Consider the following 17,759-nt stretch of genomic DNA (forward strand, 5'->3'; position numbering starts at 1 on the left):
CCCCTTTCCTTTCTGCGATCACCGTTCGCAGTAGCTGTCGACTAGAGTACTGCATACGTCGTTCGCAGAGTTGGGCGGACGGGGCGACGGGAGGGTCTGATGGGCGGCGAACCGGAGAACGCGGGGAACGAGGCGGGGGTCGACTCCCCCGAGGGGGCGGCCACCAGCATCTGGCTGCGCCCCGAACGCTCCGGCCGAGGGCCGGCACCGGCGTTCGACCGTGACCGGCTCGCCTCGGCCGGCGTCGCGCTGGCCGACGCGCGAGGGCTCGCCGCCGTCACCATGCGGGCCGTGGCGCGGTCCCTCGGCTCCGCCCCCGCCTCCCTCTACCGCTACGTGACCACCCGCGACGAGCTCCTTGAGCTGATGATCGACCGGGTCAACGGCGAGATGTCCTACGGCGGGCTCGGCACCGGCCGGTGGCTCGCGGACCTCCTCGTCCTCGCGCGCGAGAGCAGGGGGGTCTACCTGCGCCACCCCTGGCTGCTGGACGCGACCGCGTCGGGCAGCCCTCTCGGGCCCCACGCGGTCACGTACCTGGAGCACGCGCTCGCCGCGATGGCCCCCCTGGACCTCGGCTCGCGGACCAAGATGGAGGCGATCGGGGTGATGAACGCGGTCGTCGCCTCGCTGAGCCGGGCGGAGGTCACCCAGACCCGGGCGGGCGGGAGCCTCCAGCAGTGGCAGCGGGCGCAGCAGGAGTACCTGACCCGGGTCGCGGTCGCCGGCGGCCACCCGCACCTCGCCGCCGCCCTCGCGCGGCCGGATCCCGTCGAGGATCACGACGGCGGGCGTGACAGCGGGCGTGGCAGCGGGCGTGACGACGCGGCCGAGGGGCTGTTCGACCGCATCGTCACGCGCGTTCTGACGGGGCTGCTCAGGGCCGAGGGCGGCGGCGCGTGAGGCGGCGCCTCAGTGGTCGGGGTGGCCGTGGCCGGGGTCGCAGCAGCCGCCCCGGCGCATGAGACGGCCGACCTCGCGCCACCGCGACGCCTCGCGCTCGGCCTCGGCGTCGGCGTCGGTGCCGGCGAAGGTCTCGGCGCCCGCGTAGGCGTCGAGCAGTTCGGCCTGGTGGAAGGGGACGCCGCCGCGCAGCACGGCGGTGGTGTTGACGAGGGTGTCGAAGTCGTCGAAGGGGTCTCCGGCGACGATCGTGGCGTCGGCGAGCTTGCCCTCGACGAGCGTGCCGAGATCGCCGTCGGCGCCGAAGACGCGGGCGGGCAGGAGCGTGGCCGTGCGCAGGGCCTCGGCTGGTGTGAGGCCGGCGCGGTGGAGGGCGCGCAGCGCCAGGTGGAGGTGGAGGCCGATGGGGACGAGGGGCTGGTCGGTGCCGAGGGCGACGAGGCCGCCCGCGTCGAGGACGCGCCGGTAGATCCCGGTCTCCCGGTCGAGCGTGGCGAGTTCGTCGGCCGAGGGTGGCCGCGCGGCACGGTCGACCACCGTGGGGACGTCCCACGGGGCCATGAGGGTGGTGACGCGGGGATCGTCGGCGAGGGCCGGGTCGGCTCCGATGAGGGGGAGGGCGGTGAACGGGGTGGCGACGAGGTGGAAACCGGCGCCGGCGGCGGAGTAGATCTCGACGAGGTCGGCGTAGGCGTGGCCCGCCGCCGTGGTCGCGCGCCCGAACTCGCCGCGCTGCGTCGCCTGGAGGTGGGTCGTCAGGTCCTGCCCGAGCTGGACGCCGGGGGTGCACAGGTGGCTGCCGCTGCGGACCCCCAGCCGGTGGGCGCGCTCGGCGGCCTCGGCCATCAGCCAGCCCGGGGCGCGGACGTAGGTCTTGACGAAGTCCCAGTCGAGCCCCTCGGCGCGGTCGAGGGAGCGCCGCACCCCCTCGCGGGTGGCGTGGGCGCGGCCCATGCTGTACGCGACGCGGGGTCCGTCGAGCAGTTCGCCGGTGGCCAGCAGGCGCGGGCCGGCGAGCTCGCCGGACGCGACGTCGTCGCGGATGCGCGCCTGCTCGTGGGCGAAGCCGCCGAGGGAGACGGCGGTGGTGATGCCGTAGGCGAGCTGGAGGGTGGTCTGCCGGCCGCCGTAGTAGGACTGGTAGGGGTGGGTGTGCGCGTCCCACAGGCCCGGGATGACCGTGTGGTCGGAGGCGTCGACGCGTCGGGCGGCCCGGCGGCCGGGGCGGTGCGGCTCGACGGCGGCGACGCGGCCGTCGCGCACGACGAGGTCGACGTCGTCGAGGACGGCCTCGCCGGTGCCGTCCCAGAGCCGGCCGGCGTGGACGACCGTGTCCATGGCGCGGGGGCGGCGGTAGCCGAGGGAGAGCGGGACGGTCCGGGGGGTGCCGCCCTCCCCGTCCCGTACGCGGAGGGTGCGCAGGGTGCCGGCGGACAGGTACAGGAGGGTGCCGGCGTCGCCCGACCAGGAGGGGTGGTCGGCCGCCTCGTCGGTGAGCTGGCGGGCGGCTCCCGTCGGGGTGCCGTCCGCGTCGACCGGCACGAGCCAGAGGGCCGACTCGGCGACGACGGCCAGCCAGGCGCCGTCGGGCGACCACGCGGGGCCCGCGGCGTAGCGGTCGGAGAGGGAGGTGTGGGGGGCGATGGGGTGGAGGGCGTCCGCGCCCGTCGAGGCGTCGACGACGCGTATGAGGTTGTACCCCTCGCGGAAGCGCTGGTTGAGGCGGTTCCTGTCGGCGAGCGCGATGTGGCGGCCGTCCGGTGACCAGCTGGGGGCGCCGGGCAGGCCGTTGCCGCCGACGGGCGGGGCCAGCACCCGTTCCTCGCCGCTGGCGAGGTCGGTGAGGAGGAGGTTGCCGGACATGTCGAGACAGGCGAGCCGGGTGCCGTCCGGGGAGAGGGCGGGGAAGACCCGGCCGCCGCTCGCGAGGGTCGTGGTCTCGCCGGTGGCGAGGTCGAGGCGGTGGATGGCCAGAAGGCCGTCGGGGGCGGGGTCGTGGGCGTAGACCAGGCCACGACCGTCGGGCGTCCACGACGGGGAGAGGAGGTAGCGGGTCGGGGCCGACCGGAGCAGCCTGCGGGGCGCGCCACGGCCGGAGACGGGCGCGGTCCACAGGGCGTTGAGGGCGACGAACGCCACCTGGCGCCCGTCCGGGGAGAGGGCGGGGAGGTGCGGGGTGCGGACCGTGCGCCGGCCCCCTCCGTCGTCGAGGTCGTAGCGCTTGATCCGGTACCGGGGCCGGGCGACGGGGAGGGTGGCGGAGAAGCCGATCTGGCTCGCCTCGGCGGGCGCCTCGGGGCGGAGGAGCCGGAAGTGGCCGTCGACGGAGACGAGGAGCTCGTCCGGGGAGACCCACCGGGGCGGGGCGGGCATCACGTCGCCGTCGAGCGGGACCGGGGTGCCGTCCACGACGAGCGTGCAGGTGGCCGTGGGCGCGGGCGTGGTGCGGAGGTAGGCGAGGCGGCCGGCGGGCGAGAGGCTCGGCGTCATCACCTGGGCGCCCGCGGGGCCGGTGTCGGTGAGCTCCGCGACGACCGGGCCCGTGCCGTCGGCGGCGACGGAGGCGATCGTGCGTGCCTGGAGGGTGGGGGTGCCCGTGGTCGTCAGGGCGGCGCGGACGAAGGTCAGGCGCCGGCCGTCGGGGGACCAGGTGGGGTCGAAGTCCTCCCAGTGGCCCTCCTGGAGAGGGCCGTCCTGGCCGGGCAGGCCCGTGACGGGGGTGAGATCCCCGGTACCGAGGTCGAGGACCCACACGCGGTACGGGCTGCCCGCGACGGTGTCGCCGCCGCGTTCCGAGGCGAACGCGATGCGGGTGCCGTCGGGTGACCACGCGGGGGCGCGGTCGTCGAACGGTCCGTCGGTGAGCTGGCGCAGTTCGCTGCCGTCGGGGCGGAGGGTCCAGATGTGGTAGCCGCCGCCGTGGTAGGCGCAGACGGCGAGGGTCCGGCCGTCGGGCGAGAAGGTGGGGCGGGTGGGCTCCAACTCGGGCGGCGTCAACGGCGTGGCCCGGCCGCCGTCGCGCGGGATCGACCACAGCACGTTCTGGACCTCGGCGACGAGGGCTCCGTCGGCCGGGGAGAGCGTGGCGGCGCCGTTGGTGGCGGCGGTGAGGGTGAGGGAGACCGTCGACGGGGGTGAGGGAGGGGACAGGGGCCGGGAGAGGAGTGGGGAGAGGGGGGTGGACGCGGGCGCGGCGGACGCGGCGGGGACGGCGGCGGCGGTGGCGGCGGTCACGGCCGCCGTGGCGGCCGTGGCCTGGAGGAGGGCGCGACGGGAGAGGTCGGTGTTCAAGCTTTCTCCAGTGTCAGCGTGTGCGGGGTCGTGAGGTGTGGGCTGTGGGGAGCGGGGGCGGGGGTCGAAGCCGGCGGTGGGGTGCGCCGGCCTCGCCCCCGAGGGAGCGGTCGTCAGGAGCTCAGGGGCTCAGGAGCTCAGGAGCTCATCGGCGCTTGGGGTAGGCCGCCGTCACCTCCACCTCGACGAGCCAGCCGGGGACCGCGAGGGAGGGGATCTCCAGCGTGGCGCGGGCGGGGCGGGCGGCGTTGGGGACGAGGGGCGCGGCGGGGGCGGAGGTGCCCATCGGGACCTCGACCACCTCGTGCGTGGCGAGGTCGACGTTGGCGAAGAACTGGCGGTAGGCGCGGTTCCAGCCGGCGTAGTCGGCGAGCTCCGCGCCGGGCGGCGCCACCAGGTAGCACTTCATCGTGATGACGTCGTCGGGCTGGAGCCCGGCGGCCTGGAGGTTGGTGAGGATGTTGCGCAGCACCACCAGCGCCTGCGCCTCGGTGACGGTGACGCCCTCCTTCCCCTCGGTGAGGGTGGGGTCGGTGTAGCTCTCGGGAGAGCCCGCCGGGGCGTCGGGGTTGAGGGCGGTGGGGCCGAGGCCGCTGCTGACGTAGGTGGCGACGTTGTCGCCGAGGGCCACACCGTTGGCGATGGCGGGGTTGCTGTTGCCCTCGGGGAGCATGACCCGCACCTCGTTGGGGCGGGGCGACCACCAGCCACCGGCCTCGGCGACGGCGGTGCCGCCGGCCAGCAGCGCGCCGACCGCCCCGAGCGTCGTCAGGGTCCTCGTCCTCCTGCTCATCCTCGTCCTCGTCCTCCCGCTGCTCGTGCCGTGACTGCTCGTGGTGTCGCTGCTCGTGGTGTCGCTGCTCGTGGTGTCGCTGCTCGTGGTGTCGCTGCTCGTGGTGTCGCTGCTCGTGGTGTCGCTGCTCGTGGTGTCGTTGCCGGCGGTGTCGTTGCTCGTGCTCGTCACTCGGCCATCACTCTCTCGTGGATGTCCATCACGACCTTGCGGGCGGAGGTGAACGCCCCGTGCTGCCAGGCGATGACGTGGCTGAGCCAGTCACCCGCGAAGTAGACGTGCCCAGCGGGCTCGTTGAGCAGCCGGTACTCGGGGCCGGTCTGCGAGGCCCAGCCCACCCAGCCGGCCTCGATGTGCGGGGTGCGGTGCCAGGCGACGGAGAACGAGGACCTCAGTTCGGAGCGGTACTTCTCGCCGTGGATGGTGACGCCGCGGCTCAGGGCGCGCGCCTCGCGCTCGGCGTGCGGGAGCTCGGAGTAGGCGACGGCGTCGGCGCCGAAGTTGTAGTAGCCGATGACGGTGCCGCGTTGGCCGTGGTACCCGTGGGAGGGGTACCAGATGGTGGCGAGGTCGGTGTCGGTCGGGGTGATGCCGCCGTAGATGTGCTCGTCCGTCTCCCACCAGCGACGTCGGTACTCCAGCCCGATCTTGCCGACGGAGACGGGGGAGGCGTACCGCAGGGCCGCCGTGACGTCCGCGCCGAGGTTGTGGTCCATCCGGGCCAGCACCATCGGCGGGGTCGCGGCGACGACGAAGTCGGCGCGTTCGGTCGTGGTCCGGCCGCGGGCGTCGCGCCACGTCACCTCGGCCCCGTCGTCGCGGTTGGTGAGCGCGGTGACCTCGGCGCCGTAGACGATCCGGCGGCGGCCGACGGCCTCGGCCAGGGCGTACGGGATCGCGTCCATGCCGCCGACCGGCTGGAACATCTGCATCGCCTGGTCGTATCCGAACTCGAACGAGAACCGCGTGCCGAGGCCGCTGGCCAGGACGTCGGAGAGGGACGGCGGCGGGCCGAGGACGGTGCCGGCCTCGAAGGCGGCGCCCGGCTCCACCGCGTACCCACGCCGGCTGGTGCCGGTGTAGGCCCAGCCGTCGGCGCGGCCCTTGATGGCGCCGAAGTTCTGGAGGAAGGCGAGCAGGCGCTCCTTGTCGTCGGCGGTGAGGCGGGCGTCGAGGGCGCCCTGGTCGGTGGCCTTGGCGAGGAGTTCGGAGACGTAGCCGTAGACGTCGGCCTTGGCGGTGCGCCAGCGGACGGGCTGGCCGGCGAGGGAGCCGGGGGACTCCTCGTGGTGGATGTAGGCGTTCGCGTTCTGGTTGGCGAAGACCTCGACGGGAACGCCGAGTTCGCGGCAGTACTCCAGCGTGACGTGGGACTGGGGTATGCGGGCGGGGCCGGCGTTCATGTACTCGCCGCGGGAGAAGCGCGCGGTCTGGGTGCGGCCGTCGAGGTCGGTGAGGGTGGTGCCGCCGCGCACGGTCCAGTTGCGGCCGCCGGGGCGGTCCTTGGCCTCCAGGATGGTGCAGTCGTATCCGGCCTTGCCCAGTTCGTAGGCGGTCGCGAGGCCGGCGATGCCGGCGCCGAGGACGAGGACCCGCTTCCTGGCGCGGCCGGTGAGCGCGAAGTCGCCGCGCTGGGGCGGCCGGAACTGTTCGGCGCGGGCGTCGGGGACGGGGGCGAGGCCGAGCGCGCCCATCGCTGAGTACAGGGCTCCGGCTCCGCCCGCGACCCCGACGGATCGCAGGAAGCCGCGGCGGGTGGTGTCCACCACCATGTGTGCCCTCCTTGCTCGTGGCTTCCGGCTGTGCCGGAGCCACGTGTTGCGTGTTCGGATCGACCCGACCGTGCGGGAGGTGTGACATGTGACCTTGCATCAGCAGGGTGGTCACAGGCCACGGATGGGGGCGATGAGGTGATCACCACGAGGCTCGGGCAGGACTGTTACGCCCGCGTGGCATGGAGGTTCCGTTGACGCATCCGCGTCAGAGACGGCGGAGCCGGGCCGCCCGGGGAAGGGACGGCGTTACGGCTTGTCGAGGACCAGGGCCGTGTACGTGGTGGATCTGCTCACGCTGCGATGGGCCTGGATCGACAGGTCGATCTCGTGCCAGTCGTGCTCGGTGAGCTCGCGCAGGCCGGACCAGCGCAGGCGCAGCGCGGCCCTGCCGGCACCGGACGCGGCCACCCGCGACAGCGCCACGCCGAGGCGGGCGAAGGGCTCGCTGACCCGCCGGGTCCAGTCGAGGACGCGGACCGGGCGGAAGCCGGCCGCCTCGGCCAGGGCCACGTACCGCTCACGCGGCTCCAGCTCCTCGAACCGCCAGGTGTCACGGACACGCCGCTCGGCGTCCAGAGCGTCGATCTCGCCGGGGTCCGGCGTGAGCCAGGTGAAGTCCACCAGGACCAGCCGGCCGCCGGGGCGCAGCACGCGGTGGGCCTCGGCCAGGAAGGCCCGCCGACCCTCGGGGCCGAAGTGGAACGCGGCCTCCAGGCAGTGGACACGGTCCAACGAGCCGTCGGCAAGCGCGTGGCCGGCCGCCTGGCCGGGCAGCGCCGTGGCGTCACCGACGGCGAAGGCGGTGTTCGGCTGCCCGCCGAAGCGCTCGCGGGCCTCGCCGATCTGTCCCTCGCTCAGGTCCAGGCCCAGGGCCTGGCAGCCCACGCTGCCCAGGCGGGCCGTGGTGTACCCGCGCCCGCAGCAGGCGTCGAGCACCCGGTGGCCCGGGGCCGTCTCCAGCAGGGCGAGGGAGCGGTCGACGAGGCGGCGTTGGAAGAACGCCAGCCCGCCCACGAGGGCGGGCAGCGTCGGCCAGGTGTAGTACCCGCAGTTGACCAGGGCGCCCCACCCCAGGGGGCGGAACAGGCGGAGGAGCACGTTCGTCTCGGCGCGGTAGGCGTCGCCGACGCCACTGTCGTCCATCCTGCTCCGTCCCTCGTCGGCCCGTCGGGAGTTAGAACGTGCCGGGCAGCCCCAGGTCACGGGCGATCAGCATCCGCTGGACCTCGCTGGTGCCCTCGCCGATCTCCAGGATCTTCGCGTCCCGCCACATCCGCGCCACCGGGTACTCGTTCATGAAGCCGTACCCGCCGTGGATCTGCGTGGCCTCGCGGGCGTTCGTGACGGCCGCGTCGGAGGAGTACAGCTTCGCGATCGCCGCCTGCCGCTTGAACGGCTCGCCGGCGAGCATCCGCGCGGCGGCGTCGCGCCAGGCCAGGCGGGAGGTGTGGGCACGCATCTCCATGTCGGCGAGCTTGAACTGGATCGCCTGGTTGTTCCCGATCGGACGGCCGAACGCCGTGCGCGTGGCGGCGTACCGCAGGGACTCGTCCAGGCACCCCTGCGCGAGACCCGTGCCGAGCGCCGCGATCGCGACGCGGCCCTCGTCCAGTACCGACAGGAACTGCGCGTACCCGCGGCCCTCCTCGCCCAGCAGGTGGTCGGCGGGGACGCGGACGTCGGAGAAGGACAGCTCGTGCGTGTCGGAGGCGCTCCAGCCCACCTTGGAGTACGCGGGAGCGATGGTCAGGCCCGGGGTGGGCACCGGCACGATGATCGTGGAGATGATCGGCGCGCCGTCCTCCCGGCGGCCGGTCACGGCGGCCACCGTCACGAGGGAGGTGATGTCGGTGCCCGAGTTGGTGATGAAGCACTTCGTGCCGTTGATCACCCACTCGTCGCCGTCGCGGACGGCGGTGGTGCTGAGCCCTCCGGCGTCGGAGCCCGACTCGGGCTCGGTCAGCCCGAAGGCGGCCAGCGCCTCGCCCGCGCACAGCTTGGGCAGCCAGCGCTTCTGCTGCTCCTCGGTGCCGAAGCGGAGGATCGGCATGGCGCCGAGCCCCACGCCCGCCTCCAGGGTGACGGCCAGGGAGGAGTCGACGCGGGCGACCTCCTCGATCGCGAGGCACAGGGCGAGGAAGTCGCCGCCCATGCCGCCGTGCTCCTCGGGGAAGGGCAGGCCGAACAGGCCCAGCTTGCCCATCTCGCGGACGACCTCGTACGGGAAGGCGTGGCGCTCGTAGTAGTCGCCGATGACAGGGGCGATCACCTCGCGGGCGAACGCCTCCACCGTGCGGCGCAGCTCCTCGTGCTCCGGGCTCAGGTGGTGGTCCAGGGGCATGTCAGGTCTCCTTGTGGGACTCGTGCGGGGACTCATGCGAGGACTCCTTGTGGGAGTCCGGGTGAGGATCCGTCTCGGGTTCCGTGCTGCTGTCCACACGGCGCGACGCCGTCCGGCCTTCCGTGCCACCGGCCGTGCTGCCTCCCGTGTGGCCTTCCGTGCCACCGGCCGTGCCACCGGCCGTGCCGCCGTCCGGTGGGGTGAGGTCGCCCGCGCCCCCGGTCAGCGCGCGCACGGCGCGCGAGGGGCTGGGCCGGCCGAGCCGGGCGGCCAGCCAGGCGCTGGTCTCGACGAGCCGGCCGAGGTCCACGCCCGTCTCGATGCCGAGGCCGCGCAGCAGCCACAGCAGGTCCTCGGTGGCGAGGTTGCCCGTGGCGCTCTTCGCGAAGGGACAGCCACCGAGCCCGCCGGCGGAGGCGTCGATGATGGTGACGCCGTGCCGGAGTGCGGCGAGGGTGTTCGCCAGTGCCTGCCCGTAGGTGTCGTGGAAGTGGACCGCGAGGTCCTCGGTGGGGATTCCCGCGTCGTTCAGCGCCCTGAGCAGCGCCGTGACGTGTCCGGGGGTGGCGACGCCGATGGTGTCGCCGAGGCTGAGCTCGCGGCAGCCCAGCTCGCGCAGCCGGCGCGCGACGGTGACGACCCGCTCGACGGGGACCGCTCCCTCCCAGGGGTCGCCGAAGCACATCGAGAGGTACCCGCGGACGGGGACGCCCGCATCCGCGGCCCGCGACGCCACCGGCGCGAACAGGGCGAGCGACTCGTCGACCGTGCGGCCCAGGTTGGCCCGCGCGAAGGACTCGGTGACGCTGGCGAACACGGCGATCTCGCGTGCCCCGAGATCCAACGCGCGGTCCAGGCCACGCTCGTTCGGCACCAGGACGGGCAGGCGGTGGTCCGCCGCGAGGTCGGACAGGAGCGGGAGGAGGGCGTCGGCGTCGGCGAGCTGCGGCACCCGGCGGGGGTGGACGAAGCTGGTGGCCTCGATGGTGGTCAGCCCGGCGTCGGCCAGGCGGTGGATGAACTCCGCCTTGACCTCCACCGGGACGAGGGCCGGCTCGTTCTGCAGGCCGTCGCGCGGGCCGACCTCGTGGATACGGACGCGCGAGGGCAGCCCCTCCGCCGGGAACCGCATGGGCAGCGGCCCGGCCGACGGGCCGGCCGACGGCCCCTCCGACGGTGCGGGGTCACGACGGACTGTCATCGGAGCCCTCCTGTGACGACGACGCCTGCGGGGTGACGACGGCGAGCAGCTGGTCCATGGCGACGGTGGCCCCGACGCGCACGTCCAGCTCGGTGACGACACCCGCGTGGGGGGCGGCGATGACGTGCTCCATCTTCATCGCCTCCACGACCAGCAGGCTCTGCCCCGCCGCCACCTCCTCCCCCGACGCCACCTTCACCACGGTGACGGTGCCCGGCATGGGTGCGGTGAGGGTGTCGACGCCCGCGACGTGCTGGGCGCGGGCGGCCACCGGGTCGTGGTCGCGCAGGTGCCAGGCCGCGCCCTCGCGGCCGAGCCAGTGCCCGCCCGGCTCCGCCGCGTACGCGAAGGCGTGGCTGGCGCCGTCCCGTTCGAGGAGCACCGTGGCACCGTCGGGCCGGCCGAGACGGGCGGGGGCGGGCGTGCCCGCCTCGCCGACGCGCACCTCCCACGCGCCGCCCGCCGTGCGGCCGGGAGGCTCACGGACGAAGACCGTGACGGGCTCACGGCCCGCCGCCCGCAGGTGGTGGGGGGTCCACGCCGGCTCGCCGCCGAGCCGCCAGCCCGTGGGCGCGGCGAACGGGTCGCTCCAGCCCGCGTGGGCCGGCGCCGCCTCCTCCTGCCGCAGCAGCGCCGCCGCGACGTACGCGGCCTCCGGGACCTCCTCCGGGGGCAGCTCGGACGCCACCCGCGCCACCAGCCCGGTGTCGAGCCGCCCGGCGGCCACCTCGGGACGGGCCAGGAGGCGACGCAGGAACGCCGCGTTGGTCTCGACGCCGAGGACGGTGGTGTGGGCCAGCGCGGCGCGCAGCCGCCGCAGCGCGGTGGCGCGGTCCGGGCCGTACGCGACGACCTTCGCCAGCAGCGGGTCGTAGGCCGTGCCGACCTCGGTGCCCTCGACCAGCCCCGAGTCGACGCGGACGCCCTCCCCCACCGGCTCGCGCAGCAGCCTGACCGTGCCGGCGGAGGGCAGGAAGTCCTCCCCGCGCTGACTCTCGGCACAGATCCGGGCCTCGACGGCGTGTCCACGGACGACGACGTCCGCCTGGCCGAACGGCAGCGGCTCGCCCGCCGCGACGCGCAGCTGCCACTCCACGAGGTCGAGGCCGGTGACGAACTCCGTGACGGGATGCTCCACCTGGAGGCGGGTGTTCATCTCCAGGAACATCCCCGGCGGCTCCCCCGGCCGCGCCCCGCCGGGCGGCACTTCCAGCCCACCCGGCACGACGAACTCGACGGTGCCGGCGCCCTCGTACCCGCAGGCGCGGGCGGCGCGCACCGCGGCCTCGCCCAGCGCCGCCCGCGTGGCCTCGTCGAGCAGCGGGCTCGGCGCCTCCTCCACGATCTTCTGGTGGCGCCGCTGGAGCGAACACTCGCGCTCGCCGAGGTGGACGACGCCGCCGTGGGCGTCGGCCAGGATCTGGACCTCGATGTGACGGGGCTGCTCGATCCAGCGCTCCAGCAGCAGCGTGTCGTCGCCGAAGGCGGCCCGCGCCTCGCGGCGGGCGGCGGCGAGCTGCTCGGCCAGCGCCTCGGGCTCCAGCGCCGCGGCGTCGCGCAGCAGCCGCATCCCCTTGCCGCCACCGCCCGCGGAGGGCTTGATCAGCAGCGGCGCCCCGAGGCGCAGGGCGGCGTCCGCCAGCTCCTCACCACCCTCGCCGTGCGCCCCGGGGACGGTCGCCACCCCGGCGGCCGTGACCGTCTCCTTGGCCCGGATCTTGTCGCCCATGAGCTCTATCGCCGCCGCGGGGGGACCGACGAACGTCAGGCCCGCCTCGGTGACGGCACGCGCGAACGCCGCGTTCTCCGCGAGGAAGCCGTATCCGGGGTGAACGGCCCGCGCGCCGGTGCGGCGGGCGGCGTCCAGCAGATGCTCGACCGAGAGATAGCTCTCGACGCGGACGGCGACGTCGGCCTCCCGAACGTGCCGGGCGGCCGCGTCGGCCTCGCTGTGCACGGCGATGGCGAGGACGCCCAGGCGCCGCAGCGTCCGGATGACGCGGACGGCGATCTCGCCCCGGTTGGCGACCAGCACGCTCTCGAACATCGGGCACGCTCCCCTCACGGCCGGCCTCGCGACCGGCCTCACACCAGGCCCCACCTCGGACCTCACATCCGGAAGACGCCGTACCGGGCGGCGGCCGGGTCCCGCTCGGGCAGTGGCGCGTTGCCACAGACCGTCAGGGCGAGGCCGAGCACGGTGCGCGTCTCCAACGGGTCGATCACCCCGTCATCCCATAGACGTGCGGTCGCGTACATTGCGTTGCCTTGAGTGTCGTACTGATCACGGATCGGAGTCTTGAAGCTCTCCTCGTCCTCCGCGCTCCACTGCTCACCGCGGGCGGCGAGCTGGTCGCGGCGGACCGTGGCGAGCACGGTGGCGGCCTGCTCGCCGCCCATCACGGAGATCTTGGCGTTGGGCCACGTCCACAGGAACCTGGGGCCGTAGGCCCGGCCGCACATCGAGTAGTTCCCCGCGCCGTGGGAGCCGCCGACGATGACGGTCAGCTTCGGCACGCGGGCGCACGAGACGGCGGTGACCATCTTCGCGCCGTGCTTGGCGATGCCGCCGGCCTCGTAGTCCCGGCCCACCATGAAGCCGGTGATGTTCTGCAGGAAGAGCAGCGGGATGCCGCGCTGGTCGCACAGCTCGACGAAGTGCGCGCCCTTCAGGGCCGACTCGGAGAAGAGGATGCCGTTGTTGGCGACGATGCCGACCGGGTGGCCGAGGATGCGGGCGAAGCCGGTGACCAGCGTGGATCCGTACTCGGCCTTGAACTCCTGGAAGCGGGAGCCGTCCACCAGCCGGGCGATGACCTCGCGCACGTCGTACGGCGTGCGGTTGTCCGCGGGCACCACGCCGTAGAGCCCGGCCGGGTCCACCGCGGGCTCCTCGGCGGGCTCGACCGGCCAGGGCAGCGTTCCCTCGGCGGCCGGCGAGGCGGGGAGCGTGGAGACGATGTTCCGCACGATGCGCAGCGCGTGGGCGTCGTCCTCGGCGAGGTGGTCGGCCACGCCGGAGACGCGGGCGTGCACCTCGCCGCCACCGAGCTCCTCCGCGGTCACCACCTCGCCCGTGGCGGCCTTCACCAGCGGCGGCCCGCCCAGGAAGATCGTGCCCTGACCCCGCACGATGACCGCCTCGTCGCTCATCGCCGGCACGTACGCGCCGCCCGCGGTGCACGAGCCGAGGACGGCCGCGATCTGCGGGACGCCGGCGGCCGACAGGCGCGCCTGGTTGTAGAAGATCCGGCCGAAGTGGTCGCGGTCGGGGAAGACCTCGTCCTGCATCGGGAGGAAGGCGCCGCCGGAGTCCACCAGGTACACGCAGGGGAGGCGGTTCTCCAGCGCGATCTCCTGGGCGCGCAGGTGCTTCCTGACGGTGAGGGGGTAGTACGTCCCGCCCTTGACCGTGGCGTCGTTGGCGAGGACCAGGGTGTGGCGGCCGCTGACGCGCCCGATGCCGGCGATGACGCCGGCGGCCGGGGCCTGGCCGTCGTAGAGCCCGTCGGCGGCCAGCGGCGCGATCTCCAGGAAGGGCGAGCCCGGGTCGAGCAGGGCGTTCACCCGGTCACGGGGCAGCAGCTTGCCCCGCGCGGTGTGGCGTGCGCGGGCGCGCTCGCCGCCGCCGAGGCGCGCCGCCGCGAGCCGCTCGCGCAGCTGCGCGGCCAGCTCACGGTGGGCCGCCTCGTTGGCCTGGTACGTCTCGGACGCCGAGTCGGCGGTGCTGCTGAGCAACGGTGCCTGCCGCATGACGACAGGTTAACGCTCGCTAACCGTCGCTGTCTACAATGGGCCCATGGCCCACGACTCCCCCGAGAGACCACCCGTCGCGGCCCCCACCGTGCCCCGCGCCGGCACGCCCCGCGTCAGCACCCCCCGCGCCGGCGTGACGCCGCGCCGCACGCAGATCCTGCGCGAGGCGTCCCGGCTCTTCGCCGAACGGGGCTTCCACGGCGTCGGCGTCGACGAGATAGGCGCCGCGGTCGGCATCAGCGGTCCCGCTCTCTACCGCCACTTCACCGGGAAGGACGCCATGCTCGCGGAGCTGCTGGTGGGGATCAGCAGCCGGCTGTGGGACGGCGGGCAGCGGCGCCTCGCCGAGGCCGAGGCCGCCGGGCGGCCACCGGCCGCCGCGCTCGACGCGCTGATCGCGGGGCACATCGACTTCGCCCTCGACGACCGCGCGCTGATCACCCTCCACGACCGGGAGCTGGACCGGCTTCCCGAGGCCGACCGCAGGCGGGTCAGGCAGTTGCAGCGGCAGTACGTGGAGCTGTGGGTGGCCGTGGTCCGCCGCGTCTATCCGACGCTCCCCGAGCCGTCGGCACGGGCCGCGGTCCACGCCGTCTTCGGGCTGCTGAACTCCACGCCACACCTCTCGCGCCCCGGCTCCCTCCCCGACCGCGACGACACGGCGTCGCTGCTGCACCGGCTGGCGCGCGGCGCGTTCGCGGCGGGGGCGGGGGCACGGACAGGGGCAGATGCGGAGGCGAGGGCGGGGATCGAGGGCGAGGGCGAGGGTGAGGGCGGCCCCGGGGCGGGGAACGGGACCGCTCGGGGACGCGGAGGGAGGGCGTAGGCGTGTCGGGAGCCGGGGTGCTCGTGCGTTTCGCGGAGGAGCTGCGGCCCCTGTCCAGCGTGCCCGAACGGCGGGCCACGGCGGACGGCACCTCCACGCTCGGCCACGTCGTGGAGTCGCTCGGCGTGCCGCTGACCGAGGTCGGCCGGCTCGTGATGGACGGCCGGCGGGTGCCGGCCTCGCACGTTCCGGTGGCGGGCACGTCGGTGCGGGTCGAGCCGGTGAGCCGGCCACAGCGGGTGCCGGGTGCGCCGCTGCGGTTCCTGCTCGACGTCCACCTCGGGACCCTGGCGCGGCGGCTGCGGCTGCTCGGCGTCGACGCGGCCTACGACAGCACGGACGTGGGGGACGCGGCGCTGGCCGCGCGGTCGGCGGCGGAGCGGCGGGTGCTGCTCTCGCGCGACCGTGGGCTGCTGCGGCGACGGGAGCTGTGGGCGGGGGCGTACGTCTACAGTGACCGGGCCGGCGAGCAGCTGCGGGACGTGCTCGGCCGGTTCGCGCCGCGACTCGCGCCCTGGACGCGGTGCACCGCGTGTAACGGGCGGCTGGCGCAGGTGACGAAGGAGTCGGTGGCGGAGCGGCTGGAGCACGGGACGCGGCGCACGTACGACGCCTTCGCGCGGTGCGAGGGATGCGGGCAGGTGTACTGGCGGGGGGCACACCACGGGCGGCTCACGTCGATCGTGGACGAGGCGATGCGCGAGTTCGGCGAGCCGGCCGACGGGACGGAACGGGTCGAGCGGCGGGACGGCGCAACCGGGTGACCGGGTGACCGGGCGACCGTCGCCCGGCTGACTGCCGGTCGGGGTCGGGGTCGGTATCTGGGTCGGGAAAAGCATGACGTCCTGACGGTCGGCGTCATCAGCCGACCGTCAGGACGTCGGATCGGGTCCCCTCAGACCCGTCAGGCCGTCAGCTCCTGCCGCAGCGCGTCGCGCAGCCGAGCCGCGCGCTCCGCCACCTCGGCCGGACCGAGCTCCATCGCGCGGGTGCACCACGTGCCGCCCTCCGCCAGGTCGCCACGGCGCGACGCCAGCAGCGCGAGCCGCAGCGCGGCGCGCCCGTGGCCGGCCTCGGCGGCCCGCGTCCACCACATCGCCGCCTCGGGCTCGGCTCCCTCGCGGGCCAGCAGCAGGCCGAGGTTGAACGCGCCGTTGCTGCTGCCCGCCTCGGCCGCGGCCCGGTACCAGTGGGCCGCCTCCGCGATCTCGCCACGCGCCGCCGCGCACATCCCCAGGCGGACCTGGGCGCGGCGGTGGCCACGATGGGCGGCCCGCGCGTACCAGCGCTCGTACTCCGGCATCGCGTCCGCCTCCGCGTCCACGTCCACGTCCGCATCCGTGTCCGTGTCCGTGTCCGTGTCCGAGCCGGACGCATCCGACGACGCCGCGGCACCCGTCGCGCCGTGGGCCCCCGCCGCGCCCCACGAGGCCGGCAGGCCGGGCAGGCTCGACGCCTCCACCAGACCGGTGACGCTCGGCGGGTCCGACGGCGGGCCCGCGCCCGAGTACCGCTCCAGCAGCACGGCGAGCCGGAACGCGCCCTCGACGCTGCCGCCCTCGGCGGCGCGCCGCAGCTCCCGCTCGGCACGCCGCTGCTCGGCCTCGCCGCCGTCACGCAGCAGCTCGACCGCGACCTGCAACGACGCCTCGGCGTGCCCGGCCGCGGCGGCCTGCTCGTACCAGCGGCGCGCGTGCTCGTCCTCGCCACGGCCGGCGTGCAGGATGCCGAGGTTGAAGGCGGCGTCCACGCTGCCGGCCTCGGCGGCCTTGGAGAACCACGGCTCGGCCCCGGCCGCGTCGCCGCGCTGGAGCAGCAGCACGGCCAACGCGTTGGCCGCCTCACGGTGCCCGGCGTAGGCCGCGCGACGGTACCACTGCTCGGCCTCGGCCGTCCGGCCCTGCCCGGCGCTGAGCAACCCGAGGTTGAACGCGCCGTTCACGTCGCCGGCCTGAAGAGCCGTGCGGTACCACCGCTGGGCCTCCTGCCGCTCGCCGCGCTCGGCGTGGAGCGCGCCCAGCGCGTTGGCCGCCGGGCCGTCGCCGTCGCGGGCGGCGCGGCGCCACCACCGCTCGGCGCCGGACTCGTCGCCGGCGTCGCGCAGCAGGAAGCCGAGCGCGCTCGCGGCGCGGGCCTCGCCCGCCTGGGCCGCGTCGAGGTACCAACGGCCGGCCTCGGCGACCTCGCCGCGCTCCTCCAGCAACGTGCCGAGGCGCAGGGCTGCCCGCCGGTGGCCACGGGCGGCCGCCTGCCGGAACCACGGCTCCGCGCCCTCGGAGGAGTCGCTGCCGCCGCTGGTCGCCTGGTGGCCGGTGCCGCCGGAGGTGCCGGTGCCGCCGCCCGAGCCGCCGGTCCGGGGACGGTCGCGCGCCTCGCGCTCGGCGACGACGCAGCCGTGGCGGTACGCCGCCTCGCGGTGACCGCGCTCGGCCGCCGCGCGGAACCAGCGCTCCGCCTCCGCCGCCCCCCGGTGGTCGAGCAGGTCGGCCAGGGCGTAGGCGCCGGAGGCGTGGCCGGACTCGGCGGACTGCCGCAGCCAGTACTCGGCCGCCGTCTCGTCGCCGCGCTCGCGGTGGTGCCGGCCCAGCGCGTGGGCGGCCGGCGCGGAGCCGGCGACGGCGGCGATCCGCCACCACTCGGCGGCCTCGTCGTGCCGGCCGGACTGGTGCAGCAGGACGCCCAGGTTGTTCGCGGCCGAGCGCTCACCGTCGACCGCCGCGGCGCGCAGCGGCGCCTCGGCACCGTCCAGATCACCCAGACGCAACAGCCGGGCGCCCTCGTGGGCGGCGGCCCGGCTGTTCTCGAACCTCGCCTTGTCCCCCATAAGGTCCATAGTCGCACCACCCGCACCCTGCGCACACCTGGTATACCCC

Annotated in this window: 11 protein-coding genes and 1 pseudogene; 3 read left to right on the forward strand and 9 right to left on the reverse strand. The window is 75.2% G+C overall.

The features are described 5' to 3' along the window. The first annotated feature begins 99 nt into the window (after window positions 1-99). Window positions 100-903, forward strand: a complete 804-nt coding sequence (locus ACTWP5_RS26625) for a TetR/AcrR family transcriptional regulator (RefSeq protein WP_443223675.1) — start codon at window positions 100-102, stop codon at window positions 901-903. Between the two features lie 9 nt (window positions 904-912). Here the strand turns inward: ACTWP5_RS26625 and ACTWP5_RS26630 are convergent, their stop codons facing one another. The 8 genes and pseudogenes from ACTWP5_RS26630 to ACTWP5_RS26665 all read right to left on the reverse strand — a co-directional run bounded on the left by ACTWP5_RS26630 (window position 913) and on the right by ACTWP5_RS26665 (window position 14,057). Then, window positions 913-4,194, reverse strand: coding sequence for an amidohydrolase family protein (locus ACTWP5_RS26630; RefSeq protein ID WP_443223676.1), 3,282 nt, complete (start codon window positions 4,192-4,194; stop codon window positions 913-915). A 145-nt stretch (window positions 4,195-4,339) separates the two neighbouring features. Continuing rightward, complete coding sequence (locus ACTWP5_RS26635; protein WP_443223677.1) at window positions 4,340-5,158, reverse strand: Rid family hydrolase; 819 nt, start codon at window positions 5,156-5,158, stop codon at window positions 4,340-4,342. Next, entirely contained in the window at window positions 5,155-6,759 is a 1,605-nt protein-coding gene (locus ACTWP5_RS26640; RefSeq protein ID WP_443223678.1) for a flavin monoamine oxidase family protein, read from the reverse strand. The genes ACTWP5_RS26635 and ACTWP5_RS26640 overlap by 4 nt, the downstream gene beginning before the upstream one ends. A gap of 249 nt (window positions 6,760-7,008) precedes the next feature. Beyond that, on the reverse strand, window positions 7,009-7,905 hold the full coding sequence (locus tag ACTWP5_RS26645) for a class I SAM-dependent methyltransferase (RefSeq protein ID WP_443223679.1): 897 nt from the start codon (window positions 7,903-7,905) through the stop codon (window positions 7,009-7,011). A gap of 31 nt (window positions 7,906-7,936) precedes the next feature. Further along, window positions 7,937-9,103 (reverse strand): acyl-CoA dehydrogenase family protein, encoded by a 1,167-nt coding sequence (locus tag ACTWP5_RS26650; protein WP_443223680.1) that lies wholly within the window; start codon window positions 9,101-9,103, stop codon window positions 7,937-7,939. A gap of 211 nt (window positions 9,104-9,314) precedes the next feature. Then, window positions 9,315-10,235, reverse strand: a pseudogene (locus tag ACTWP5_RS26655) (hydroxymethylglutaryl-CoA lyase); the annotation flags it as partial. A 52-nt stretch (window positions 10,236-10,287) separates the two neighbouring features. Continuing rightward, a complete protein-coding gene (locus tag ACTWP5_RS26660) occupies window positions 10,288-12,351 on the reverse strand; it encodes an ATP-binding protein (RefSeq protein ID WP_443223681.1) in 2,064 nt (687 codons plus the stop codon). A gap of 62 nt (window positions 12,352-12,413) precedes the next feature. Further along, window positions 12,414-14,057, reverse strand: coding sequence for a carboxyl transferase domain-containing protein (locus tag ACTWP5_RS26665; protein WP_443223682.1), 1,644 nt, complete (start codon window positions 14,055-14,057; stop codon window positions 12,414-12,416). A 136-nt stretch (window positions 14,058-14,193) separates the two neighbouring features. On the opposite strand from ACTWP5_RS26665, the gene ACTWP5_RS26670 reads away from it, so the two are divergent. Continuing rightward, a complete protein-coding gene (locus ACTWP5_RS26670) occupies window positions 14,194-14,886 on the forward strand; it encodes an SACE_7040 family transcriptional regulator (RefSeq protein ID WP_443223704.1) in 693 nt (230 codons plus the stop codon). A gap of 2 nt (window positions 14,887-14,888) precedes the next feature. Continuing rightward, on the forward strand, window positions 14,889-15,650 hold the full coding sequence (locus tag ACTWP5_RS26675) for a Mut7-C RNAse domain-containing protein (protein ID WP_443223683.1): 762 nt from the start codon (window positions 14,889-14,891) through the stop codon (window positions 15,648-15,650). A gap of 140 nt (window positions 15,651-15,790) precedes the next feature. Here ACTWP5_RS26675 and ACTWP5_RS26680 read toward each other — a convergent pair whose 3' ends face one another. Beyond that, the gene (locus tag ACTWP5_RS26680; RefSeq protein WP_443223684.1) at window positions 15,791-17,710 is read right to left on the reverse strand and encodes a tetratricopeptide repeat protein; all 1,920 of its coding nucleotides are present in this window, start codon (window positions 17,708-17,710) and stop codon (window positions 15,791-15,793) included. Window positions 17,711-17,759: the final 49 nt, after the last annotated feature.

The sequence above is a fragment of the Streptomyces sp. 4N509B genome (genome assembly GCF_052245655.1).
GTDB lineage: Bacteria > Actinomycetota > Actinomycetes > Streptomycetales > Streptomycetaceae > Streptomyces.

Excerpts from the sequence above, each read along its gene's own strand:
- ACTWP5_RS26625 (WP_443223675.1), top strand. The coding sequence starts at position 100 with ATGGGCGGCGAACCGGAGAACGCGGGGAACGAGGCGGGGGTCGACTCC.
- ACTWP5_RS26665 (WP_443223682.1), bottom strand. The coding sequence starts at position 14,057 with ATGCGGCAGGCACCGTTGCTCAGCAGCACCGCCGACTCGGCGTCCGAG.
- ACTWP5_RS26645 (WP_443223679.1), bottom strand. The coding sequence starts at position 7,905 with ATGGACGACAGTGGCGTCGGCGACGCCTACCGCGCCGAGACGAACGTG.
- ACTWP5_RS26640 (WP_443223678.1), bottom strand. The coding sequence starts at position 6,759 with ATGGTGGTGGACACCACCCGCCGCGGCTTCCTGCGATCCGTCGGGGTC.
- ACTWP5_RS26650 (WP_443223680.1), bottom strand. The coding sequence starts at position 9,103 with ATGCCCCTGGACCACCACCTGAGCCCGGAGCACGAGGAGCTGCGCCGC.
- ACTWP5_RS26680 (WP_443223684.1), bottom strand. The coding sequence starts at position 17,710 with ATGGGGGACAAGGCGAGGTTCGAGAACAGCCGGGCCGCCGCCCACGAG.
- ACTWP5_RS26660 (WP_443223681.1), bottom strand. The coding sequence starts at position 12,351 with ATGTTCGAGAGCGTGCTGGTCGCCAACCGGGGCGAGATCGCCGTCCGC.